The organism is Mycobacterium sp. E342, from assembly GCF_001667665.1.
GTDB lineage: Bacteria > Actinomycetota > Actinomycetes > Mycobacteriales > Mycobacteriaceae > Mycobacterium.
The window spans coordinates 13,397-34,059 of the sequence record NZ_LZJM01000340.1 but is presented as its reverse complement, the minus strand read 5'-3'; the positions used below and the strand labels follow the sequence as shown (position 1 = coordinate 34,059).

General features: G+C 66.6%; 23 protein-coding genes and 1 pseudogene. 17 read left to right on the top strand and 7 right to left on the bottom strand.

Annotated elements, in window-relative coordinates; all coding sequences use genetic code 11:
- The first annotated feature begins 51 nt into the window (after nucleotides 1–51).
- A complete protein-coding gene (locus A5692_RS27690; RefSeq protein ID WP_197514579.1) occupies nucleotides 52–435 on the top strand; it encodes a hypothetical protein in 384 nt (127 codons plus the stop codon).
- A 9-nt stretch (nucleotides 436–444) separates the two neighbouring features.
- On the opposite strand, the gene A5692_RS27685 is transcribed toward A5692_RS27690, so the two are convergent.
- Entirely contained in the window at nucleotides 445–1,047 is a 603-nt protein-coding gene (locus tag A5692_RS27685; protein WP_068062840.1) for a TetR/AcrR family transcriptional regulator, read from the bottom strand.
- Between the two features lie 101 nt (nucleotides 1,048–1,148).
- Between A5692_RS27685 and A5692_RS27680 the strand changes: the two genes are divergently transcribed.
- The 4 genes from A5692_RS27680 to A5692_RS27665 are packed head-to-tail and all read left to right on the top strand — an operon-like array spanning nucleotide 1,149 to nucleotide 3,599.
- Nucleotides 1,149–1,934: a hypothetical protein gene (locus tag A5692_RS27680; RefSeq protein WP_068062913.1), complete on the top strand. Its 786-nt coding sequence runs from the start codon at nucleotides 1,149–1,151 to the stop codon at nucleotides 1,932–1,934.
- Nucleotides 1,931–2,728 carry a hypothetical protein gene (locus A5692_RS27675; protein WP_068062837.1) on the top strand — a complete coding sequence of 266 codons (798 nt, stop codon included), beginning with the start codon at nucleotides 1,931–1,933 and terminating at the stop codon, nucleotides 2,726–2,728. Before A5692_RS27680 ends, A5692_RS27675 begins: the two co-directional genes overlap by 4 nt.
- Entirely contained in the window at nucleotides 2,728–3,315 is a 588-nt protein-coding gene (locus A5692_RS27670) for a cytochrome c oxidase subunit 3 family protein (protein ID WP_068062825.1), read from the top strand. Before A5692_RS27675 ends, A5692_RS27670 begins: the two co-directional genes overlap by 1 nt.
- Nucleotides 3,315–3,599, top strand: coding sequence for a cytochrome C oxidase subunit IV family protein (locus A5692_RS27665; protein ID WP_068062911.1), 285 nt, complete (start codon nucleotides 3,315–3,317; stop codon nucleotides 3,597–3,599). Before A5692_RS27670 ends, A5692_RS27665 begins: the two co-directional genes overlap by 1 nt.
- A gap of 2 nt (nucleotides 3,600–3,601) precedes the next feature.
- Here A5692_RS27665 and A5692_RS27660 read toward each other — a convergent pair whose 3' ends face one another.
- Nucleotides 3,602–4,897, bottom strand: a complete 1,296-nt coding sequence (locus tag A5692_RS27660) for a cytochrome P450 (RefSeq protein ID WP_068062823.1) — start codon at nucleotides 4,895–4,897, stop codon at nucleotides 3,602–3,604.
- Between the two features lie 183 nt (nucleotides 4,898–5,080).
- On the opposite strand from A5692_RS27660, the gene A5692_RS27655 reads away from it, so the two are divergent.
- Nucleotides 5,081–5,782 carry a TetR/AcrR family transcriptional regulator gene (locus A5692_RS27655; RefSeq protein ID WP_068062821.1) on the top strand — a complete coding sequence of 234 codons (702 nt, stop codon included), beginning with the start codon at nucleotides 5,081–5,083 and terminating at the stop codon, nucleotides 5,780–5,782.
- Here A5692_RS27655 and A5692_RS27650 read toward each other — a convergent pair.
- Entirely contained in the window at nucleotides 5,698–6,021 is a 324-nt protein-coding gene (locus tag A5692_RS27650; RefSeq protein ID WP_082963166.1) for a hypothetical protein, read from the bottom strand. The two genes, A5692_RS27655 and A5692_RS27650, sit on opposite strands and share 85 nt — an antisense overlap.
- Nucleotides 6,022–6,119: 98 nt before the next feature.
- Nucleotides 6,120–6,866, bottom strand: coding sequence for an enoyl-CoA hydratase/isomerase family protein (locus A5692_RS27645; protein WP_068062814.1), 747 nt, complete (start codon nucleotides 6,864–6,866; stop codon nucleotides 6,120–6,122).
- A 114-nt stretch (nucleotides 6,867–6,980) separates the two neighbouring features.
- On the opposite strand from A5692_RS27645, the gene A5692_RS27640 reads away from it, so the two are divergent.
- The 5 genes from A5692_RS27640 (at nucleotide 6,981) to A5692_RS27620 (ending at nucleotide 10,935) form a co-directional block, all read left to right on the top strand.
- Nucleotides 6,981–7,403: a lipoprotein LpqH gene (locus A5692_RS27640; RefSeq protein ID WP_068062811.1), complete on the top strand. Its 423-nt coding sequence runs from the start codon at nucleotides 6,981–6,983 to the stop codon at nucleotides 7,401–7,403.
- A gap of 83 nt (nucleotides 7,404–7,486) precedes the next feature.
- Nucleotides 7,487–8,677: an amidohydrolase family protein gene (locus tag A5692_RS27635; RefSeq protein WP_068062803.1), complete on the top strand. Its 1,191-nt coding sequence runs from the start codon at nucleotides 7,487–7,489 to the stop codon at nucleotides 8,675–8,677.
- A gap of 32 nt (nucleotides 8,678–8,709) precedes the next feature.
- Nucleotides 8,710–10,113, top strand: coding sequence for a FadD3 family acyl-CoA ligase (locus A5692_RS27630; RefSeq protein WP_068062908.1), 1,404 nt, complete (start codon nucleotides 8,710–8,712; stop codon nucleotides 10,111–10,113).
- Complete coding sequence (locus A5692_RS27625) at nucleotides 10,110–10,736, top strand: fatty-acid--CoA ligase (RefSeq protein WP_068062800.1); 627 nt, start codon at nucleotides 10,110–10,112, stop codon at nucleotides 10,734–10,736. The genes A5692_RS27630 and A5692_RS27625 overlap by 4 nt, the downstream gene beginning before the upstream one ends.
- Before the next feature lie 13 nt (nucleotides 10,737–10,749).
- Nucleotides 10,750–10,935, top strand: a complete 186-nt coding sequence (locus A5692_RS27620; protein WP_068062798.1) for a bacterioferritin-associated ferredoxin — start codon at nucleotides 10,750–10,752, stop codon at nucleotides 10,933–10,935.
- Nucleotides 10,936–10,945: 10 nt separating this feature from the next.
- Here the strand turns inward: A5692_RS27620 and A5692_RS27615 are convergent, their stop codons facing one another.
- Complete coding sequence (locus A5692_RS27615) at nucleotides 10,946–12,631, bottom strand: alpha-keto acid decarboxylase family protein (protein WP_068062796.1); 1,686 nt, start codon at nucleotides 12,629–12,631, stop codon at nucleotides 10,946–10,948.
- Between the two features lie 64 nt (nucleotides 12,632–12,695).
- Here A5692_RS27615 and A5692_RS27610 point away from each other — a divergent pair, with 64 nt between their 5' ends.
- Genes A5692_RS27610 through A5692_RS27595 form a run of 4 tightly spaced genes read left to right on the top strand, consistent with a single transcriptional unit; the run spans nucleotide 12,696 to nucleotide 15,238 of the window.
- On the top strand, nucleotides 12,696–13,139 hold the full coding sequence (locus tag A5692_RS27610; protein ID WP_068062793.1) for an SRPBCC family protein: 444 nt from the start codon (nucleotides 12,696–12,698) through the stop codon (nucleotides 13,137–13,139).
- A 5-nt stretch (nucleotides 13,140–13,144) separates the two neighbouring features.
- Nucleotides 13,145–14,224 (top strand): CaiB/BaiF CoA-transferase family protein, encoded by a 1,080-nt coding sequence (locus tag A5692_RS27605; protein ID WP_082963158.1) that lies wholly within the window; start codon nucleotides 13,145–13,147, stop codon nucleotides 14,222–14,224.
- A 58-nt stretch (nucleotides 14,225–14,282) separates the two neighbouring features.
- Nucleotides 14,283–14,738, top strand: coding sequence for an SRPBCC family protein (locus A5692_RS27600; protein WP_082963157.1), 456 nt, complete (start codon nucleotides 14,283–14,285; stop codon nucleotides 14,736–14,738).
- A gap of 50 nt (nucleotides 14,739–14,788) precedes the next feature.
- Nucleotides 14,789–15,238 carry an SRPBCC family protein gene (locus A5692_RS27595; RefSeq protein WP_068062788.1) on the top strand — a complete coding sequence of 150 codons (450 nt, stop codon included), beginning with the start codon at nucleotides 14,789–14,791 and terminating at the stop codon, nucleotides 15,236–15,238.
- Here the strand turns inward: A5692_RS27595 and A5692_RS27590 are convergent.
- Nucleotides 15,234–16,425, bottom strand: a pseudogene (locus tag A5692_RS27590) (pyridoxal phosphate-dependent aminotransferase); the annotation flags it as partial. The gene A5692_RS27595 and the pseudogene A5692_RS27590 overlap by 5 nt on opposite strands.
- A 190-nt stretch (nucleotides 16,426–16,615) precedes the next feature.
- On the opposite strand from A5692_RS27590, the gene A5692_RS27585 reads away from it, so the two are divergent.
- Together A5692_RS27585 and A5692_RS27580 are read left to right on the top strand one after the other, a co-directional pair.
- The gene (locus A5692_RS27585) at nucleotides 16,616–17,827 is read left to right on the top strand and encodes an acetyl-CoA C-acetyltransferase (RefSeq protein ID WP_068062783.1); all 1,212 of its coding nucleotides are present in this window, start codon (nucleotides 16,616–16,618) and stop codon (nucleotides 17,825–17,827) included.
- A 4-nt stretch (nucleotides 17,828–17,831) separates the two neighbouring features.
- Nucleotides 17,832–19,976: a 3-hydroxyacyl-CoA dehydrogenase NAD-binding domain-containing protein gene (locus A5692_RS27580; protein WP_068062780.1), complete on the top strand. Its 2,145-nt coding sequence runs from the start codon at nucleotides 17,832–17,834 to the stop codon at nucleotides 19,974–19,976.
- 55 nt (nucleotides 19,977–20,031) lie between these two features.
- Here A5692_RS27580 and A5692_RS27575 read toward each other — a convergent pair whose 3' ends face one another.
- Nucleotides 20,032–20,658 (bottom strand): bifunctional 2-polyprenyl-6-hydroxyphenol methylase/3-demethylubiquinol 3-O-methyltransferase UbiG, encoded by a 627-nt coding sequence (locus A5692_RS27575; protein ID WP_068062777.1) that lies wholly within the window; start codon nucleotides 20,656–20,658, stop codon nucleotides 20,032–20,034.
- Nucleotides 20,659–20,663: the final 5 nt, after the last annotated feature.

Below are 20,663 nucleotides of genomic sequence, written 5' to 3'. Positions count from 1 at the left end.
GAATTTTCTTTTCGGGTATGGCAAAGTAATCGGGTGCGATTCATCGTGGCGATGGCCGCCGCGTTGCTCGGCGCCGGTGTGCTGGCGGCGCCGCCGTCGTCGGCCGGGCCCACCGTTTGTGACTACCCGGCCTGCACCCCGGGCATCATGCCGCATCAGGTTCTGGGCGCGCCGTGTGACAACACCACCTACTACGCCTTCGGTGTCGCCGACGGCTACGTCTCGTTCGCCTCTGAGCCCGGACGGCTGATGTTCTGCGGCTCGCCCAGGAGATATCAGCCGCGATGGTTCCGGTCGCCTCCGATGGCGGGCGTCAAGGAGGAAGGCGCCAACTGCCAGAACTACCAGAACTACGTCGCGCAGGCGCCGGACGGCCTGTTCCTGATCTGCTTCGCCCACGACGGCGTCATGACCTGGGTCCGCGCCGACACATAGCCGCACTCGTCAGTCGGGGGTGTCCCGAGGCAGGCCGAGCAGGCGCCGGCTCAAGTCGGTGACCTGGGTGAGCAATGTGTCGTCATCGATGCCGGCGACCAGCGGATGCATGACAGCGGTGGCGAGCGCGCCGGAGAACATGGCCGCCTCGATTCGTCCGTCCAGCCCCGCATCGCTCAGCAGCACCCGGTACAGACGGTCCATGAAGGTTTGAAACGGCTTGTGCTCGGCCAGCAATCGGACGACGACGGGATCGAATTGCAACGTGCGCACCAACCGTCGGTCGCGAACGGCCATCTCGACCACCCGCACCAATAAGGCGTCTCGCGCCTGCGGCCCGTCGTCGTATGCCTCGGCCTCCTCGAGGGCCGGCTCGAGCCGGCCGAGTTCGCGCTCGGTCACGGCGATGACGATCTGCTCTTTAGTCCGAAACTGGTGGTAGACAGCGGCTTTCGTTATCCCGACGGCGTCGGCGATCATCTGTAGCGACGTACCGCTGACACCGTGCGCGGCGAACAGCTCCAACGCGGCGTCCAGCACCCGCGTCCGGGCCGCACTGTGCTCGATCAGCCGGAACTGCCCATCGGTGACCTGCTCTGGTGCTCTGCCCACGCACCGAGACTAGACGATGCTATTGACTCCAGGCTAGCCGATCGGCTAGCTTCGCTGACTGGGCGGGTGTGGGTGGCCGATCTCGCAGGACAGGGGTGCTGATGTCCGACGTCGACGGTGGCGTTACTCAGGGTGGAGGGACGACGCGGGCGCCGCTGCGGCGGACCGACGGTGAGCTGATCCTGCTGTGGAGTCTGCCCGCCGCCCTGATCATTTGGATCGCCTCGTTCTTTCTCTTTCCGGGCTTCAACCCGCCGATGTCACCGACGATGCCGGCGGAACAGGTCGCTGCGTTCTACCGCGATCCGGCGCATTTCCCGGAGGTTCGGTACAGCATGATTGTGTTCAACTGGTTCGGGGTGTGCCTCGTGCCGATTCTGGCTTTGATCGTGCTGCAGATCCGCAGGATGGCGCACCGAACGCCGATCTTTTCCTACGCGATGCTGGGTTGCGCGGCCGGCGGTCCGACCCTGTTTCTCGTCGCCAACGTCTGCTGGCTGCTGGCCGCCTTCCGGCCGGAGCGGAGTCCGGGGCTGACTCAGCTGCTCAACGATTTCGGCTGGATCACCTTCACGATCCTGGTGCCCTTCCTGATCGGGCAAAGCGTGATCCTGGCCGTGGCAATCTATTTCGACGATCAGCAGCGCCCGGTGTTCGGCCGCTGGGTGGCCCACTTCAATCTTCTCGTGGCGGCCGCGCTGGTGCCCGCGGCGTTCGTCGGCGTCTCGCTGACCGGACCGCTGGCATGGGACGGCTTCTTGTCGTTCTGGGTGAAGAACGTCGCGATTGCCGTCTGGATCGTGGTGATGGGCGTCGTCTTGGGGCGCGCCGTTTATCGCGAGCGCGCCGAGATCCACGGGCGGCCAGACGAACTGGTCAACGCATGAGTGCGGTGATCACACCGCCGCCCTCCGCTGGAGCCCTGCCTCGCCGAATCCGCTGGCAGGTAAGGCACAACCCCAGACGAGAACTATGGTTCGCGTGGGGGACCCTCCTGCTGTTCTACGCCATCTTCTTTCCGATGTTTTTCATCGTGGCGCAGGTCCAGCCCCCGCCCGAGCCCAGCTGGGACCTCGCCACACAGCTCCACTGGTTCTTCGAACGCCGTCTCGGGATACCGGTTGGCTTCGGCATCATCTTCGCCGTCAGCGGCATGATCGCGGTCAACAACGCCCTGATCGCGTACTCGATGCGGCGCATGTCGGTCAGTCGGGCCTTCGGGTATTCGTATCTGCTCATCTATTCGCTGAGTGCGGTTCCCGGCATGCTGCTGCTCAACATCGCGCTGATCGTCGGCACACTGCGACCCGAGCGCGACCCCGAAGCGATCGGTTGGCTCTACGACTTCGCCTTCCTGTCCTTCGACGGCACGATGGGGGTGTTCCTGATCGGCTCGCTGATCTGGATGGTCGCGATCCTGCTCGACACGAACCGCGTGTTCCCCAAGTGGTTCGGCTATCTCAACCTGTGCAACGCGCTGACCGAGGTGGTGGTGGCGCCGTGCTGGATCTTTCGGCGTGGCGTGTTCGCGTGGGATGGGGAGATCGCCTGGTGGCTGGACATGGTCGTATTCGGCATCTACCAAGTCACTTTCATCGTGATGCTGTTTCACATGATCCGCCGCGAAGACTTCGGTACCGGGCGCCTGCCTGACCTGCCGCGAAAAGGGGCGGCCGCGTGATGACCGGCGTAGCCGAGGACAAGCAACGGACCAGGTTCGTGCCGGGCCAGCCCGACATGTGGGCATTCGTGTTGTTCGAGACGCTGGTCTTCACCGCATATTTCGGCTTCTATTTGTTCTCCCGCGCTCGCGGCCCCGAGCTTTTCCTGCGCTCGCAGGCGCACCTCGACCTGCGCATCGGGGTTTTCAACACCCTTGTCCTGCTGCTGAGCTCGTGGTCGGTGGCCCGCTGCGTCCAGTCCGCCCGTGCCGGCGCCTATCGTGCGGCGCTGCGAGACGTGTTCGTCACGGCCGCATTCGCCGTGGTGTTCCTGTTCTTCAAGGTGTTCGAGTGGGCCCGGCTGGTGCACGCGGGAAATGGGCTGGGCAGCAACGACTTCTTCACCTACTACTTCTTCCTCACCGGCATCCACTTCGTGCACCTGCTGATCGGCTTCGTCGCCCTCGGTGTCGTCGTCTACCAACTGCGCGGTCAGGCGCGCCGGGAGCGGAAGGTCCAGGAAAATATTGAAACGTGTGCCACCTATTGGCACACCGTTGATTTCCTATGGGTGCTCATCTTCGCGTTGCTGTATGTGGTGAGGTGATCGGAATCAAGTTCAACAAGCGGTTGCCGGTGGTATGGCTGATCCTGGCGTCGCTGACGCTCGCCTACCTATGGATAGACCATTCCGCCGGTGGATCGCTGAAATCCAGCGCGGTGGTCACCTCGACCGTCATCGTGATCGCACTTGTCAAGGTGCGCATCATCTTTCGCGAGTTCATGGAGGTCAGGAACGCTCCGGTCCTGCTGTGCCGGCTGACCGACGCCTGGGTGGTGCTGATGGCCGCCGCCCTGCTCGGCTGCTACTTCGTCGGCATGAACCTGTGATTTCAGCCCACGACCGCGACCGCGTCCGCCGTCGTGAACCTCAGGTGCAGTTCGCTCAGGCCGCGCAGGATGTACGTCGGCTCGTAGGTGTAGCGGCGATCGGCGCTCGGACCGTGGTGGGCTTCGTCGATCTCGATGTGCGACATCCGGTCCAGCAGCCGCTCGATCGAGACGCGGCCCTCGACGCGGGCGAGCGGGCCGCCCGGGCAGGAGTGCACGCCGCGGGCAAACGCCATGTGCTCGCGCACGTTGCGTCGATACAGGTCGAACTCGTGCGGGTTCTCAAACCGGCGCGGGTCGCGATTGGCCGCGCCCGGCAGCACCATCACCACGGTGCCGGCGGGGATGTCAACGCCCCCGACGGTGGTGGCTCTACGGGCCAGCCGCGAGTCACTCTTGACGGGGCTGTCCATCCGCAGCGATTCCTCGATGAACCCGGGAATCAGGCTGCGGTCGTCGCGCAGCTCTTGCTGGATGTCCGGCCGGTCCCCGAGCACCTGCAGCGCCGCGCTGAGCAGCTTGGCCGTGGTTTCCTGCCCGGCGGCGAAGAGGAACGTCGCCGAGCGGACGACCTCGATGACGGGCGGCGTCGAGCCGTCGGGGTACTTCGCCGACGCCAATGAGGTCAGGACGTCGTTGCGTGGCTCGCGTCGCCGGTCCTCGATGTAGGTGCAGAACTTCTCGTCGAGCCACTCCAGCGGGTTGATCCCGACCGACTCGTGGTCCAGCGCGCCCACCCGCGCCTCGGGACGGTCGGCGCCCAAGACCTTGCGGAACTCCTTGTGGTCGGATTCCGGCACGCCCAGCAGGTCGGCGATCACCAAGGTGGCGAACGGCTTTGAGTACTCGGCGATGAACTCGCACTCCCCGTTGCGCAAGAACTCGTCGAGCTGACGGTCGGCGAGGCGCCACATGAATTCCTCGTTCTGCTTCAGCCGGCTCGGGGTCAGCAGCTTCGCCAGCACCGATCGCGCCTTGGTGTGGTCCGGCGGATCCATGGTGACCATGTGCTCGTTCATCGGGAAAAAGCTGCGGTGCCGATCGATCTGGGCACTGATGTCGTCGCCTTCGGGTTGGAAGGGCAACGGGGGGAACGGGCCGCCGAGGGCGACGATGTTGGAAAACGTCTCGGGGTCCTTGTAGACCTCGCAGGCTTCGTCATACCCGGTGACGGCGACGACGCCGTAATGGGGCAGACGCAGCACCGGATTCTGACCGCGCAGGTAGTCGAAGTAGGGGTGGGGATCGGGGACCAGAGACGGATCGGTGAAGAAGTCGATCGACTCGTAGTTACTCATCGGATGTGCGTCTCCCTGGGCTGGGTTTACCGGCGGGGTTCGTCGGCATGCGAAACCGCCCCCGTTTCGACAATCTGCTGAGCACCTGCTTAGCACGGCGGTAATGTCGTGGTCAAGGTCACAACGCCGTGCCGCGCTACGATTTCCGTGGTCGCCACGCGATCGGGAGGACGGAGTAGCGGGATGACATCGGTCCGCAGGATCGGGGCGCCGGACGCGAAGAATCGCGGTCTGCTGCTCGACGCGGCCGAACAGCTGATGCTCGACGAGGGCTACGCCGCAGTCACGTCGCGCCGCCTCGCGAACAAGGCGGGGCTGAAGCCGCAACTGGTGCACTACTACTTCCGCACCATGGAAGAGCTCTTCCTCGAGGTGTTCCGCCGCCGCGGCGAGGAAGCGCTCGCGGTGCACGCGCAGCTGATGAAGTCGCCGCAGCCGCTGTGGGCGTTGTGGCGATTCGGCACTGATCCCGCATTCACCCGGATTTCCATGGAATTCATGGCGCTGGCCAACCACCGCAAGGAATTGCGAGCCGAAATCGCTTACTACGCAGAACGTTTGCGTGAAGAGGAACGGCAAGCGGTGACGGCCGCCCTGCAGCGGTATGGAGTGGCCAGAGAAGACATGCCGCCGGTCGTGGTTACCGTGCTCATGTCCAGCTTGTCCAGATTTTTGGTTCTCGAGCGGGCGATCGGGATGTCCGGCGGTCACGCCGAAACGGTGCAGCTAGTCGAAGATCACTTGCGGCGCCTGGAAGGCGAGCCGCAGCCGATCGATGGTGTGCCGCAGACCTGGGTTGTTCACCAGTTGCGCAGCGAACAGAGCACGCCCTTGGGGCCGTCCTTGGATACGACCACGGCTCCGTCGACCGCCAGATCGCAGTGAAGCCCCGGCGTGCCGGGCTCCGTACCCGTGCTCGCCACGACCATCGCGTAATCGTCGGGGTTCGACATGTCCAGGTCGAAACTCCACGGCGTGCTGGGGCCGAGGTCGACATCGACGTGCGGCGTGAACGAGTAAGGGTTGTGGCTGTAGTCGGAGAATTTCTCCGGTTGGTGGTCCAGGTAATAGATGTCGGTGTAGATCGGATTCTTCGCGGTCACGGTGTATTTGACGTGATGCATGACCGGGTCGTCGGCCCGGGCATGGCCGGCGCTGACGAGGGAACCGGTCGCACCCACCAGCAGCACCGATAGCGTCGTCGCGCCCGCCAGTCTGCCCCTCATCTCGCTCCTCCGGCCGCCCGTCGCGCACTCATCGTGCGGTTCATGACCCGCTCCGCGGCCCGCCAGTGCGCGTCGGCAACCCACAGCCGCGCAAAGGATGCTATCGCTTCGTCCGCCGAAACTCCGCTGATTACGCGCTTGATCTCGGTTGCCGGGTGGCGAGCCAGCGACCTCGCGATGGATTGCCATCCCTCGTCGAACTCCGCGCGCGGCAACACCCGGTCCACCAAGCCGATTCGCTCGGCCTCGTCCGCGGTGAGGGCGGTTCCGGTGCCGGCCAGCAACAGCGCCCGGCTCTTTCCGACGAGTTCGGCCAGCCGCTCGGCGCCGCCCCAGGCCGGCATGATCCCCAGCTCGACCTGATTGAAGGCGATCTTGACGTCGTCGGCCGCCAGCCGGATGTCGGCCGCAACGGCGACCTCGGCGCCGCCACCGAAGGCGTGGCCGTTCAGCGCGGCGATCACCGGAGCGGGGAAGCCGGCGAGCTGATCGCAGATCGCCCGCATCCGCTTGGCCATCGCCGCGGCGTCCTCTTCGGTGCGCAGCGCGCGCAGCTCCTTGAGGTCGCCACCGGACACGAAAGCCCGATCACCCGCGCCCTTGATCACCAGCGTCTTGGCGCCCGCCGCCGCGTCGAGCGCCTTTTCGAGCTGCTGCATGGTGTCCAGGGCGATGGCGTTGCGCGCCTGAGGCCGATCGATGGTCAGCACAGCCAGCCCGTCGTCGATCTCCAGGTCCACCATGCGGCATCGCTCCTTGGACGAGAACAGACGATATCGGCATCTGTCTGAAGTGCAGAGAATAGCATCGTCGTTGCAGGCCGAAGCGCTATCCGTCAGCGAAGACAGGGGTACCCCTTGCGGGATCGAATCGCGGCCGCGGTCGTGGCGGCGCTCGCTGTCACGACCGTCGGCGCATGCACTCCGCGGCCGCCCACCCGGCTGGCCAGCACCGCCTCGGTGACGGTCAACGGAAGCGAAACGACGTTCAACGTCGTCAAGTGCGGTCAGCTGCAATGGACCCGGACGATCGACATCGGCGGCGATTTCGCCGGAGCCAGAGTGGTCGTCGATGAGCAAGCGGAGGCCGTCAGCGCCGAGTCGGTGCACATCCGCAATGTCAATGGCTTCACCGGAATGTACTCGCGGGGCGGACAGGGTGACGCGGACACGAGGCTGAGCGGGGACAGGTTCACCATCACCGGCACCGCACGGGGATACAAGCCCGACAAGCCCAACGAACCGGCCACCGCGCCCTTCAAAATCGTCGCCACCTGCTGACCGTTCCCGCGCAATGGCGGGGCCCCGTTGCGGTTCGACGCCCGCAGAGAATACAATTCTCAAAAATTGCGAAGGAGGATTCCATGGGCCAGCTGTCGCACCGGGAGGACGTCCCGTTCCCGATCTTTGACGCGGACAACCATCTCTACGAGCCGCCGGAGGCGCTGACCAAGTTCCTGCCCAAGGAGTACAAGGACTACGTCCAGTACGTGCAGATCAATGGGCGCACCAAGATCGCGATCCGCGGCCACATCAGCAATTACATTCCCAACCCGACCTTCGAGGTCGTCGCGCGGCCGGGCGCGTGGGAGGAGTACTTCAAGTACGGCAACCCGGACGGCAAGAGCAAGCGCGAGCTGTTCGGCGAGCCGATGCGCGCGATCCCGGCGTTCTTCGAGCCCGGCCCGCGTCTGGAGAAGATGAACGAGCTGGGCCTGGACCGCACGCTGATGTTCCCGACGCTGGCCAGCCTGCTCGAGGAGCGGCTGCGCGACGACCCGGTCGCCATCCACGTCCTGATCCATGCGCTGAACCAGTGGCTCGACGAGGTCTGGGGCTTCAACTACCAGAACCGGATCTTCACCACCCCGGTCATCACCCTGCCGATCGTCGAGAAGGCGATCGAGGAGCTGGAGTGGGCGGTCAAGCGCGGCGCGCGCTGCATCCTGGTCCGCCCGGCTCCCGTCCCCGGCTTCCGCGGCCCGCGGTCGTTCGCGGTGCCCGAATTCGACCCCTTCTGGGAGCGGGTCGTCGAGCACGACGTGCTGGTCGGCATGCATTCCAGCGACAGCGGCTACTCCCGGTACACCTCCGAGTGGGACGGCGCCGAGCAGGAGATGCTGCCGTTCCAGACCAACGCGATGGGCATCCTCAACGAGTGGCGGCCGATCCAGGACGCGGTGGGCTCGTGGGTGATTCACGGCGCGCTCTACCGCCACCCGAAGCTGAAGGTCGCGATCGTCGAGGCCGGTTCGAAGTGGATGACACCGTTGCTGGACGGCCTGGCCGAGGTCTTCCGCAAGGCCCCGGAGGTCTTCCCGAGCGACCCCGTCGAGATGGTCAAGAACCGCATCCACGTGAGCCCGTTCTTCGAGGACGGCATCGACGATCTGGTCAGCCTCGTCGGCGTGGACCGGGTGCTGTATGGCTCGGACTGGCCGCACCCGGAGGGGCTGGCTGAGCCGACCTTCTACGTCAACGCATTGTCGCACCTGTCCGTCGACGACCAGGCAAAGATCATGGGCGGCAACCTCGGACGACTCGTCACGGTGTGACAGGCCGCCCGACCTGGCAGACCATCCCCGAGATGGTCTCGAGCGCGGCGGACCGCTTCGGTGACGCGGAAGCGATCGTGGACGGTCCGCTGCGCCTCACCTTCTCGGAAGCGGTCGAGCAGATCCGTTGCGCGGCAGGCGCTTTCGCCGAACTGGGCATCAACAGGGGCGATCGCGTCGCCGTCTGGGCGCCGAATTCCGCGGAATGGATCATCGCGGCCTTCGGGCTGCTCACCGCGGGCGGCGTGCTGGTGCCGGTAAATACGCGGTTCAAGACGGAAGAAGCGGGCGACATCATCACCCGCAGTGAAGTCAAGGCCGTAATGGTTCAGAAGGGTTTTCTGGGCCAGGACTACATCGCCCCGGCGGGCGCGCCCGTCATCGATCTGAAGTCCGAGTTCCTTTCCAGCGGTTCACCGTTCGAGCGGGCGGTGAGCGGCAGCGACATCGCCGACATCATCTTCACCTCGGGCACGACCGGCCGCCCGAAGGGCGCGATGATGAATCATCGCCAGAGCCTGCGGATGTACGAAGAATGGGCGACGCTCGCCGACCTGCGCGAAGGCGACCGCTACCTGCAGATCAACCCGTACTTCCACACGTTCGGCTTGAAGGCCGGTCTCATCACGTCGTTTCTCCGCGGCGCGACGATGCTGCCGGTCGCGGTGTTCGACGTCGACACGGTGGTCAATCTCATTGAACGCGAACGTGTCACGATGCTGCCGGGTCCGCCGACGCTGTATCACTCGCTACTGACGGTCGGCGACAAAGCCAAGCTCGCGACGTTGCGGGCGGGGGTGACCGGCGCCGCCGACATCCCCGTCGAACTGGTCCGCCGCATCCACGGCGAACTGCCCTTCCAGACGTTGATGACCGGATACGGGCTCACCGAAGCCGGCAACGTCACCCTGTCCCGGCCCGGCGATTCGTTCGAGGATGTGGCGACGACCGCGGGCCTGCCCTGCGACGGGGTCGAGGTGCGCATCGCCGACGATGGCGAGGTGCTGGTCCGCGGCTACGGCGTCATGCAGGGGTACCTCGACGATCCGGAGGCCACCGCCGCCGCGATCGATGCCGACGGCTGGCTGCACACCGGCGATCTGGGCCGCGTCGACGCCGCCGGTCGGCTGCGCATCGACGGGCGCAAGAAGGACATGTTCATCGTGGGCGGGTTCAACGCCTACCCGGCGGAGATCGAGGGCTACCTGCTCGAGCATCCGGCGGTGGCGCAGGCCGCTGTCATCGGTGTCCCCGATGAACGCCTCGGCCAGGTGGGCAAGGCCTTCGTGGTGGCGAAAACCCCGGTGGCCGAGGATGACTTGCTGATATGGTGCCGGGAGCGGATGGCAGGTTTCAAGGCGCCGAGATCCATCCAGTTTCTCGACGCCCTGCCGCTCAATGCCACCGGGAAAGTGATGAAGGACCAACTCCGTTGAGCGACGGCGACATTCATTCGATGGTGATCGCGTCCGACTACCGCGTTCCGGATCCGAGCCGGGTGTGGCCGCTGCTCGAGCGCAGGAAGGCGGCCCTGGCCGACATCGGCGCCCACCACGTCCTGGTCTACACCTCGACGCACGACTACGGCCGCGTACTGGTGATGATCGGAGTCCACAGCTGCGAGCCGATCGTGGAACTGCTGCGCTCCCGGATCTTCTTCGACTGGTTCGACGCGGCCGGCGTCGACGACATTCCCGCGGTCTTCGCCGGCGAGATCGTCGACAGGTTCATTCCGGCGCCCACCGCGACCCCGGAGGCGCCGGGCGTCGTCGTCGCCACCATCGCCTCGGTCCACGACGTGTCGGCGCTGACCGCCGAAGTCGCCTCGGCCACCGACAGATTCGTCGCGGCCGGCATCCGCAAGACGTGGATCTTCCAGGCCTTCGACGATGAGCACGAGGTGCTGATCATGTCGGAGTTGCCCGACGAGGAGAGCGCGCGGCGGTGGATCGAGCATCCCGACGCCGCGGCCGAGTGGATGTCGGGCGCCGGGGTGGGGCCCTACCCGCCGGTGTTCATCGGCCGATTCACCAACATGATGCGCATCGAGGCGGACTGAGCGGCCACCCGGGATGTTCGTGTGCCTGTGCAACGGGGTCACCAGTCAAACGGTGACCGAGGCGGTTGAGGCCGGGGCGTGCACGACCAAGGACGTCGCGCGGGCCTGCGGGGCGGGCGCCGACTGCGGCCGCTGCCGGCGGACGGTCCAGGCGATACTGCGATCGGCGGGCCCCAACGGCGCACCCGCGCGACCCTGATGCGGTGGCCCTAGCGGCGAACGCTGCCGTCCGGCGACATCGGCTGGACGAGTTCGACCAGCAGCGGCGGGATTTCGAGCCGCGGCAGGACCACCTCGACGAGCACCATGCGGTCCCGGTACCGCGCGGCGGCCGTCAAGGCGTCGTCGAGTTCACCGTAGGTCTGCACGCGGAACGCCAGGTGGTCGGCGACGCCCAGCGCGCCGGGGACATCCGTCCACTTCCAATTCACGATGTCGTTGTAGGGCGCCGCCTCCCCGTGGATCGCCCGCTCGACGGTGTAGCCGTCGTTGTTCACCACCACGATGACCGGGGACAGCCCTTCCCGCGAGAAGTTGCCCAGCTCTTGGACGGTCAGCTGCGCGGCGCCGTCACCGATCAGCAGCACGGTCCGGCGGTCCGGATGCGCCACCCCGGCTCCCAGCGCCGCGGGCAGCGTGTAACCGATTGAGCCCCATAGTGGTTGGCCGATGAAGGTCACGCCCTGCGGCAGGCGGTGGTCGGCCATTCCGTAGAAGGAGGTGCCCTGGTCGGCGAGGACGACGTTGCCCGGGGTGAGGGCCGTGCACAGGCGGTCCCACAACATCTCCTGCGTCAGCGGTTGGTCGCGCGGCGGGGATGGGGGCAGCGCCTCGGCGGGCGGCGAGGCCACCGGCGGCGACGTGACCGCACGCCGGGTCAGGATGGTGGCCAGCGCCTCCAGCGCGGCACCCATCTCCAGCGGCGCGAAGACCTCGCCGGCCACGCTGCTCTGGTACTGCCCGACGTCGATGGTCCGGGCCGGGTCGATCCGCTGGCTGAAGAAGCCGCTCACCATGTCGGTGAACACCACGCCCGCGGTCACCAAAACCGGCGCCCGTTCGATGGCGGCGCGCACCGCCGGGGCGCTGGCCGAGCCCGCGTAGATGCCCAGGTAGTGCGGTGAGCTTTCGTCGAGCAGGCTCTTGCCCCACATCAGCGTCGCGTAGGGGACGACGTCGGCGGTTAGCAGCGCCTCGAGTTCCTTGACCACCTGCAGCCGGTGCACCAGCAAGTCGGCCAGCACGGTCAGCTGGTGGTCGCCGATGAGCTCCGAGGCGGCCTCGACGAACAGCGACAGGGCGCGCGGGCTGGTGCCGCCGGTGTAACGGGGCAGCGGGTCACCGGGCGGTTCGGTGGGGAAGCGGGCCACATCGGTGGAGAGCAGGATGTAGCCGGGCCGCTTCTGTTCGCGCACCTCCGACAGCACCCGGTCGATCTCGCGGCGGGCGGTCGCGGGCATGAGGTTGGCCTGCGCGCAGGTGATCTCGCGGCTGATCCGGAAGAAATGCTCGAAGTCTCCGTCGCCGAGGGAGTGGTGCAGCGCGCGGCGAGTGCCCTGCGCGTCTTTCGAGGGTCCACCGACGATGTGCACGACGGGCACCTGCTCGGCGTAGCTGCCCGCGATGGCGTTGGCCGCCGACAGCTCGCCCACGCCGAAAGTGGTTACCACCGCCGACATTCCGCGCAACCGACCGTAGCCGTCGGCGGCGTAGCCGGCGTTCAGCTCGTTGGCGTTGCCCACCCACCGGATGCTGGGGTGGGCGACGATGTGGTCCAGGAACTCCAGGTTGTAGTCCCCCGGGACGCCGAAGATCTCGGTGACACCGAGTTCGGCGAGGCGGTCCAACAGATAGTCACCGACGGTGTAGACGGGCTGGCTTGCGGGGGCAGTCACAAGCACGACGGTACCTCCGCCGAATCCCTACCGGGCCGGACGCCGTTTCAGTATCGTGCGGGCCATGGCACTCAAGGAATCCCGCGACATCGTCATCGAAGCCAGTCCGGAGGAGATCCTGGACGTCATCGCCGATTTCGAAGCGATGCCCGAATGGTCCGAACCCCATCAGAGTGCGGAAGTCCTCTCGAGGGGGGCCGACGGGCGGCCCGAACAGGTGAAGATGAAGGTGAAGGTCGCCGGGATCACCGATGAGCAGGTGGTGGCCTACACCTGGGCGGCGGACTCGGTCAGCTGGAAGCTGGTGAGCTCCTCGCAGCAGAAGGCCCAGGACGGGAAGTACACCCTGATACCGCAGGGCGAGGCGACGCTGGTCAAGTTCGAGCTGCTGGCCGACCCGAATGTGCCACTGCCCGGTTTCGTCCTGAAGCGCGCCGTCAAGGGCACCATCGATTCGGCGACCAAGGCGCTGCGCGAGCGAGTGCTCAAGGTCAAGAAGGGGAACTAGTCGAGGTGGGCGACGGCGGGCCCCTGGCCGGGGTGAGGGTCATCGAGCTCGGCGGGATCGGACCTGGGCCGCACGCAGGAATGATGCTCGCCGACCTCGGTGCCGACGTGGTGCGGGTGCGCCGGCCCGGCGGCTTGGTGATGCCGCCCGAGGACCGCGACCTGCTGCATCGCGGTAAGCGGATCGTCGACCTGGACGTCAAGACACGGCCGCGGGCGCTGCTGGATCTGGCCGCCAAAGCCGACGTGCTGCTGGACTGTTTCCGGCCTGGCACCTGCGAGCGACTCGGCATCGGCCCCGACGAGTGCGCGGCGGTCAATCCGCGGCTCATCTTCGCGCGGATCACCGGGTGGGGTCAGAACGGGCCGCTGGCCCGGACGGCCGGCCACGACATCAATTACCTGTCGCGGACCGGCGCGCTGTCCGCGCTGGGCTACGCCGACCGGCCCCCGATGCCGCCGCTGAACCTCGTCGCCGACTTCGGCGGCGGGTCGATGCTGGTGCTGCTCGGCATCGCCGTCGCGCTGTACGAACGGGAACGTTCGGGCGCCGGACAGGTCATCGACGCGGCGATGGTGGACGGCGTCAGCCTGCTCGGCCAAATGATGTGGACCATGAAGTCGACCGGGTCGCTGCGCGACCGGCGGGAGTCGTTTCTGCTCGACGGTGGTGCCCCGTTCTACCGCTGCTATGAAACCGCCGACGGCAAATATGTGGCCGTCGGCGCCATCGAGCCGCAATTCTTCGCGGCGTTGCTGACCGGGCTGGGCCTGTCCCCCGACGAGGTGCCCGGCCAGCTAGACACCGGGTCCTACCGGCAAATGCACGACGTCTTCGCGCAGCGGTTCGCCGGCCGGACTCGCGACGAATGGGTGGCCGTTTTCGCCGGCACCGACGCGTGCGTCACCCCGGTGCTGACGTGGAACGAAGCGGCCGCCGACGAGCACCTGAGGGCGCGGTCCACGATCGTCACCGCGCACGGGGTCGACCAGGCCGCACCCGGCCCGCGCTTCTCGCGTACCCCGGCCGCACCGGTCGGGCGGCCACCGGCCGCCACCACGTCCCTTGCCGAAATCGACTGGTAGCCTGCGTTTTACGCCGAACCGATCCACAGGGCTGCCGGCATTGCTAGGTTGAACCCCAGTGGCCGTAAAAGCATCACGGGAATTTGTCGTCGACGCGCCGCCAGAAGTGGTTATGGAGGCGCTGACAGATGTCGGCGTCCTGTCGTCGTGGTCACCGCTGCACAAACACATCGAAGTGATCGACCGCTATCCCGACGGCCGGCCTCACCACGTCGCCACCACGATCAAGATTCTGGGGCTGGTCGACAAAGAGATCCTGGAATATCACTGGGGCCCCGATTGGGTCGTCTATGACGCCAAAGGCACTTCCCAGCAGCACGGTCAGCACGTCGAGTACAACCTCAAACCCGAGGGCATCGACAAGACCCGGGTGCGCTTCGATGTCACGGTCGAGCCCGGCCGGCCCATGCCCGCCTTCATCGTCCGGCGGGCCAGCGAAAGCGTTCTCGACTCGTCGGTGAAGGGACTGTGCGAATTGGTGAAGCAGATTCGCGGTTCATCCGACGCCGAATAGCCCGCTTTTTCTCCTTCGTCAGTGGCGAAGCGATTGCTAACTTATTAGCAGTGGCTGTTCAAGCGTCGTCGGAAATCGTCATCGACGCGCCTCCGGAAGCGATCATGGAGGCGCTGGCCGACATGGACGCGGTGCCGTCGTGGTCGTCGGTGCACAAGCGGGTCGAGGTCGTCGACAAGCACCCCGACGGCCGGCCCCACCACGTGAAGGTCACCATCGCGGTGACCGGCATCCACGACACCGAATTGCTCGAATACCACTGGGGGCCGGACTGGATGGTGTGGGACGCCCAGAAGACCGCCCAGCAACGCGGCCAGCACGGGGAGTACACCCTCACCCGGGAGGGCTATGACAAGACCAGGGTGCGGTTCGCCATCACGGTCGAACCGTTTGCTCCGCTGCCCGAGTTCTGGGTCAGCCGGGCCCGCAAGAAGATCCTGCACGCCGCGCTCGAGGGACTGCGCCAGCGTGTGATGGAGGGTTTCGGGCCCGCGACGTAGCGGGCCGGTCACCGCAGGACGGCCAGCCTCCTGATCGCCTCGTCGAGGGTGTCCTCGCGTTTGCAAAAGGTGAAGCGCACCAAGTGATTCCACACGTCGGCTTGCGCCGAGGCGTGCGGGGCGGCCGGGTCGCAGAAGGGTGACAGCGGAATGGCCGCCACCCCGGCCTTTTCCGGCAGGGCCGCGCAGAATGCGGTGCTGTCGTCGTAGCCGAGCGGGCGTGGGTCCGCGCACAAGAAATACGTGCCGGCGCTGTCGTGCACCTCGAAGCCGATCTCCGACAACCCGGCGGCCAGCCGGTCGCGACGGTCCCGCAACGAGCGCCGCAACCCGGCCACCCACGCGTCCTCGGTGTCGAGCGCCAGGGCAACCGCCGGCTGGAACGGCGCGCCGCCGACGTAGCTCAGATACTGCTTTGCCGCCCGCACCCCGGCGATGAGTTGCGCAGGGCCGCAAGCCCATCCGATCTTCCAACCGGTGCAGTTGAACATCTTGGCCGCGCTGGAGATGGTGACCGTCCGCTCGGCCATGCCGTCGAAGCCTGCCAGCGGCAGGTGCCGGTGGCCGTCATACACCAGGTGCTCGTAGACCTCGTCGGTGATCACCAGGAGATCGGCGGCGACCGCGACATCGGCGATGGCGGTCAGTTCGGCCGCGCTGAGCACCGTGCCGGTCGGGTTGTGCGGTGAGTTGACGATCAGCGCGCGGGTGCGTGGCGTGACGGCACGGCGCAGTGCGTCGGCGTCCAGGGCGAAGCCGCGCCCGTGCGGGACCAGGGGGACGGCCACCCGGTGCGCGCCGGCCATCGCCACCACCGGCGAGTAGGAGTCGTAGAACGGCTCGATAAGCAGCACCTCCGAGCCGGGCTCGACCAGGCCCAGCACCGCGGACGCGATGGCCTCGGTCGCCCCGACCGTCACCAGCACCTCGGTGTCGGGGTCGTACTCGATGCCGAAGTGCCGCTGCCGCTGGGCGGCGATGGCGTGCCGCAGCGAGGCCACGCCGATTCCGGGCGGGTATTGGTTGTTCCCCTCGGCGATGGCGTCCTGGGCGGCCTTCAACATGGCGGCGGGCCCGTCCTCGTCGGGAAACCCCTGGCCGAGGTTGACCGCGCCGACCCGCGCCGCCAGCGCCGACATCTCGGCGAACACCGTGGTCGCGTAGGGACGCAGTCGCGACACCGTCATGCCGGTCGAGCTTAGGGGGCGCGCGGCCCGCGGGTGCGGCCGGCCACATACTCGGCGGCGACCCGCTGCGTCGCGGCTGACCAGCGGCGATCGACCCAACCAACAGGTTGGCCGGGCACTTTGTTAGGGTGCGGTATCTGGGCCTACCTTTAATACGGATCCGAAACCCACTCGCGAAGAGGAACTCGACATGTCCGAAGAAGCCTTCATTTACGAGGCCATCCGCACACCGCGGGGCAAGCAACGCAACGGCTCGCTGAACGAGGTCACGCCGCTGCACCTGGTCGTCGGCCTGATCGAGGAGCTGCGCCGCCGCTTCCCTGACCTCGACGAGAGCCTGATCAGCGATGTCGTTCTCGGCTGCGTCTCACCCGTCGGAGACCAGGGTGCAGACATAGCCCGTACCGCGGTGCTGGCCGCCGGGCTGCCCGACACCGTCGGCGGCGTACAGCTCAACAGGTTCTGCGCCTCGGGTCTGGAGGCCGTCAACACCGCCGCACAAAAGGTGCGCTCCGGCTGGGACGACCTGGTGCTGGCCGGTGGTGTCGAGTCGATGAGCCGGGTGCCGATGGGATCGGACGGCGGCGCGATGTTCACCGATATCGCCTTTACCTACGACAACTACATCGCCCCGCAGGGGATCGGCGCCGACCTGATCGCCACTATGGAGGGCTTCAGCCGCGAGGACGTCGACGCCTACGCGCTGCGCAGCCAGGAGCGCGCGGCCGCGGCGTGGTCGGGCGGTTACTTCGCCAAGTCCGTCGTGCCGGTGCGCGACCAGAACGGTTTGATGATCCTCGACCACGACGAGCACATGCGTCCCGAGACCACACTGGAGGGCCTGGCCAAGTTGAAGCCGGCCTTCGAGGGCATCGGCGAGATGGGCGGGTTCGACGACGTGGCGCTGCAGAAGTACCACTGGGTCGAGAAGATCAACCACGTCCACACCGGCGGGAACAGCTCCGGCATCGTCGACGGTGCGGCGCTGGTGCTCATCGGCAGCGAGAAGGCGGGCCAGTCGCAGGGGCTGACCCCGAAGGCACGCATTGTTGCCACCGCCACCAGCGGCGCCGACGCGACAATCATGCTCACCGGCCCGGCCCCGGCCACCCGCAAGGTGCTCGACCGCGCGGGTCTGACTGTCGACGACATCGACCTCTTCGAGCTCAACGAGGCATTCGCCTCGGTGGTGCTGAAGTTCCAAAAGGAATTGAACATTCCTGACGAGATCCTCAACGTCAACGGTGGCGCCATCGCGATGGGCCACCCGCTGGGCGCCACCGGCGCCATGATCACCGGCACCATGGTCGACGAGCTCGAGCGCCGCAACGCGCGTCGCGCCCTGATCACGCTGTGCATCGGCGGCGGCATGGGCGTCGCCACCATCATCGAGAGGGTTTAAGACCATGGCACAGAACACCATCCAGTGGGACAAGGACGCCGACGGCATCGTCACGTTGACGATGGACGACCCGACCGGGTCGGCCAACGTGATGAACGAGCACTACGCCGAGTCCATGCACAACGCCGTCGAACGCCTTGTCGCGGAGAAGGATTCGATCACCGGCGTGGTCATCGCCAGCGCGAAGAAAACTTTCTTCGCCGGCGGTGACCTGAAGGGGATGATCAACCTCGGCCCCGACGACGCCGGCGAGGCGTTCGACACGGTCGAGGCGGTCAAGAGGGACCTGCGCGCCCTGGAAACCCTGGGCAAGCCCGTCGTGGCCGCCATCAACGGCGCGGCGCTGGGCGGCGGCCTCGAGATCGCCCTGGCGTGTCACCACCGCATCGCCGCCGACGTCAAGGGCCTCGTCGTCGGGCTGCCGGAGGTCACGCTGGGCCTGCTGCCCGGCGGCGGCGGGGTGACCCGCACCGTGCGGATGTTCGGAATCCAGAACGCCTTCATGAACATCCTGTCGCAGGGCACCCGGTTCAAGCCGGACAAGGCCAAGGAAATGGGCCTGGTCGACGAGCTCGTCGGCTCGGTCGAGGAACTGGTGCCGGCCGCCAAGGCGTGGATCAAGGCCAATCCTGACGCGCACGAACAGCCATGGGACAAGAAGGGCTACAAGATGCCCGGCGGCACCCCGTCCAGCCCCGCGCTGGCCGCTATCCTGCCGTCGTTCCCGGCCCTGCTGCGCAAGCAACTCAAGGGTGCGCCGATGCCCGCACCGCGGGCGATCCTGGCCGCCGCGGTCGAGGGCGCGCAAGTCGACTTCGACACCGCCAGCCGCATCGAGAGCCGATACTTCGCCTCCCTGGTCACCGGCCAGGTCGCCAAGAACATGATCCAGGCGTTCTTCTTCGACCTGCAGCACATCAACGGCGGCGGCTCGCGGCCCGACGGCATCGAGCCGGTCAAGATCAACAAGATCGGCGTGCTGGGCGCGGGCATGATGGGCGCCGGCATCGCGTACGTCTCAGCCAAGGCCGGCTTCGACGTGGTGCTCAAGGACGTCAGCATAGAGGCCGCGGAAAAGGGCAAGGCCTACTCGGAAAAGCTTGAGGCCAAAGCACTTCAGCGCGGCAAGACCACCGAGGAGAAGAGCAAGGCGCTGCTGGACCGCATCACGCCGTCGGCCGATCCCCTCGACTTCAAGGGCGTCGACTTCGTGATCGAGGCGGTGTTCGAGAACCAGGAACTCAAGCACAAGGTGTTCGGTGAGATCGAGGACATCGTCGAGCCGAACGCGCTGCTGGGGTCCAACACCTCGACGCTGCCGATCACCGGTCTGGCGACCGGCGTGAAGCGCCAGGAGGACTTCATCGGGATCCACTTCTTCTCACCGGTGGACAAGATGCCGCTGGTCGAAATCATCAAGGGCGAGAAGACTTCTGACGAGGCGCTGGCCCGGGTGTTCGACTACACGCTGGCCATCGGCAAGACCCCGATCGTGGTTAACGACAGCCGCGGCTTCTTCACCAGTCGCGTCATCGGCACCTTCGTCAACGAGGCGCTGGCGATGCTGGGCGAGGGTGTCGAACCGGCCAGCATCGAGCACGCCGGCTCGCAGGCCGGCTACCCGGCGCCGCCGCTGCAGCTGTCCGACGAGCTCAACCTCGAGCTGATGCACAAGATCGCGGCCGCGACCCGCAAGGGCGTCGAGGACGCGGGCGGCACCTACGAGCCGCACCCGGCGGAGGCCGTCGTGGAGAAGATGATCGAGATCGGCCGCCCGTCGCGGCTGAAGGGCGCCGGCTTCTACGAGTACGTCGACGGCAAGCGGACCCGCCTATGGCCGGGCCTGCGGGAGACGTTCAAGTCCGGCAGCGCGGAGATCCCGTTGCAGGACATGATCGACCGGATGCTGTTCGCCGAGGCGCTGGAAACCCAGAAGTGCCTCGACGAGGGCGTGTTGACGTCGACCGCCGACGCCAACATCGGTTCGATCATGGGTATCGGCTTCCCGCCGTACACCGGTGGTAGCGCGCAGTTCATCGTGGGCTACTCCGGTGCGGGCGGTACGGGCAAGGAAGCCTTCGTGGCGCGGGCGCGTGAGCTGGCCGCCAAGTACGGCGACCGTTTCCTGCCGCCGGATTCGCTGACCTAGTCCCAACATTCGCGAAAGCCCCCCAAAGCGCTTGTCTTCGGGGGGCTTTTGCGTTTTAGGTATCGCGGCGCTGGAAGAGGTAGTACCGCGCCGGGGTCTGCTCGCGCGCATTTCCCCGACTCAGCCGCGCTTCATCGAGGTCGCCCTCGTCACCGGCGGACAACAGCGTCCATGCGGCGCAGAACCGTGATTCCATCTCGGCGGGCTCGACACCCCGCACGCCGAACCTCCCCCCGGGACGGAACGCGACGATGAACAGCCGTGCGCCGGGCGCGGCCACCGCGCTGACCTCCCGTACGTACGCCTCGCGATCGGCATCGCTCATGTTGTGCAGGCAGCCGTTGTCGACGATCAGCTGGAAGCCCATGCCGATCCCGGTCCGACTCAGCCGCGTGACGTCGGCCCCGACGAAGTTGACCGGCAGGTTGGCGGCCTTGGTCCGGGCCTTGTCGAGTGCTTTCGGGACAAAGTCGACGCCGGTGACTTTCCATCCGTGCTGTGCGAGGTAGATCGACGAATCCCCGGTGCCGCATCCGAGATCGAGGGCCGACCCCGCGGAAAGTGGGGGCGTGTCATCGGTGCCCTCGACCAGGTCTCGCAATTTTTGTGCGATCGGATGACCATCCCATGGGGTGAAGCCGATTCGGTAAAAGATGCGAAAGAGGGTGTGCTTGGAGGCCATGCCCC

Excerpts from the sequence above, each read along its gene's own strand:
- A5692_RS27690 (WP_197514579.1), top strand. The coding sequence starts at position 52 with ATGGCCGCCGCGTTGCTCGGCGCCGGTGTGCTGGCGGCGCCGCCGTCG.
- A5692_RS27680 (WP_068062913.1), top strand. The coding sequence starts at position 1,149 with ATGTCCGACGTCGACGGTGGCGTTACTCAGGGTGGAGGGACGACGCGG.
- A5692_RS27675 (WP_068062837.1), top strand. The coding sequence starts at position 1,931 with ATGAGTGCGGTGATCACACCGCCGCCCTCCGCTGGAGCCCTGCCTCGC.
- A5692_RS27670 (WP_068062825.1), top strand. The coding sequence starts at position 2,728 with ATGACCGGCGTAGCCGAGGACAAGCAACGGACCAGGTTCGTGCCGGGC.
- A5692_RS27660 (WP_068062823.1), bottom strand. The coding sequence starts at position 4,897 with ATGAGTAACTACGAGTCGATCGACTTCTTCACCGATCCGTCTCTGGTC.
- A5692_RS27655 (WP_068062821.1), top strand. The coding sequence starts at position 5,081 with ATGACATCGGTCCGCAGGATCGGGGCGCCGGACGCGAAGAATCGCGGT.
- A5692_RS27650 (WP_082963166.1), bottom strand. The coding sequence starts at position 6,021 with ATGCATCACGTCAAATACACCGTGACCGCGAAGAATCCGATCTACACC.
- A5692_RS27645 (WP_068062814.1), bottom strand. The coding sequence starts at position 6,866 with ATGGTGGACCTGGAGATCGACGACGGGCTGGCTGTGCTGACCATCGAT.
- A5692_RS27635 (WP_068062803.1), top strand. The coding sequence starts at position 7,487 with ATGGGCCAGCTGTCGCACCGGGAGGACGTCCCGTTCCCGATCTTTGAC.
- A5692_RS27630 (WP_068062908.1), top strand. The coding sequence starts at position 8,710 with ATGGTCTCGAGCGCGGCGGACCGCTTCGGTGACGCGGAAGCGATCGTG.
- A5692_RS27620 (WP_068062798.1), top strand. The coding sequence starts at position 10,750 with ATGTTCGTGTGCCTGTGCAACGGGGTCACCAGTCAAACGGTGACCGAG.
- A5692_RS27610 (WP_068062793.1), top strand. The coding sequence starts at position 12,696 with ATGGCACTCAAGGAATCCCGCGACATCGTCATCGAAGCCAGTCCGGAG.
- A5692_RS27585 (WP_068062783.1), top strand. The coding sequence starts at position 16,616 with ATGTCCGAAGAAGCCTTCATTTACGAGGCCATCCGCACACCGCGGGGC.
- A5692_RS27580 (WP_068062780.1), top strand. The coding sequence starts at position 17,832 with ATGGCACAGAACACCATCCAGTGGGACAAGGACGCCGACGGCATCGTC.
- A5692_RS27575 (WP_068062777.1), bottom strand. The coding sequence starts at position 20,658 with ATGGCCTCCAAGCACACCCTCTTTCGCATCTTTTACCGAATCGGCTTC.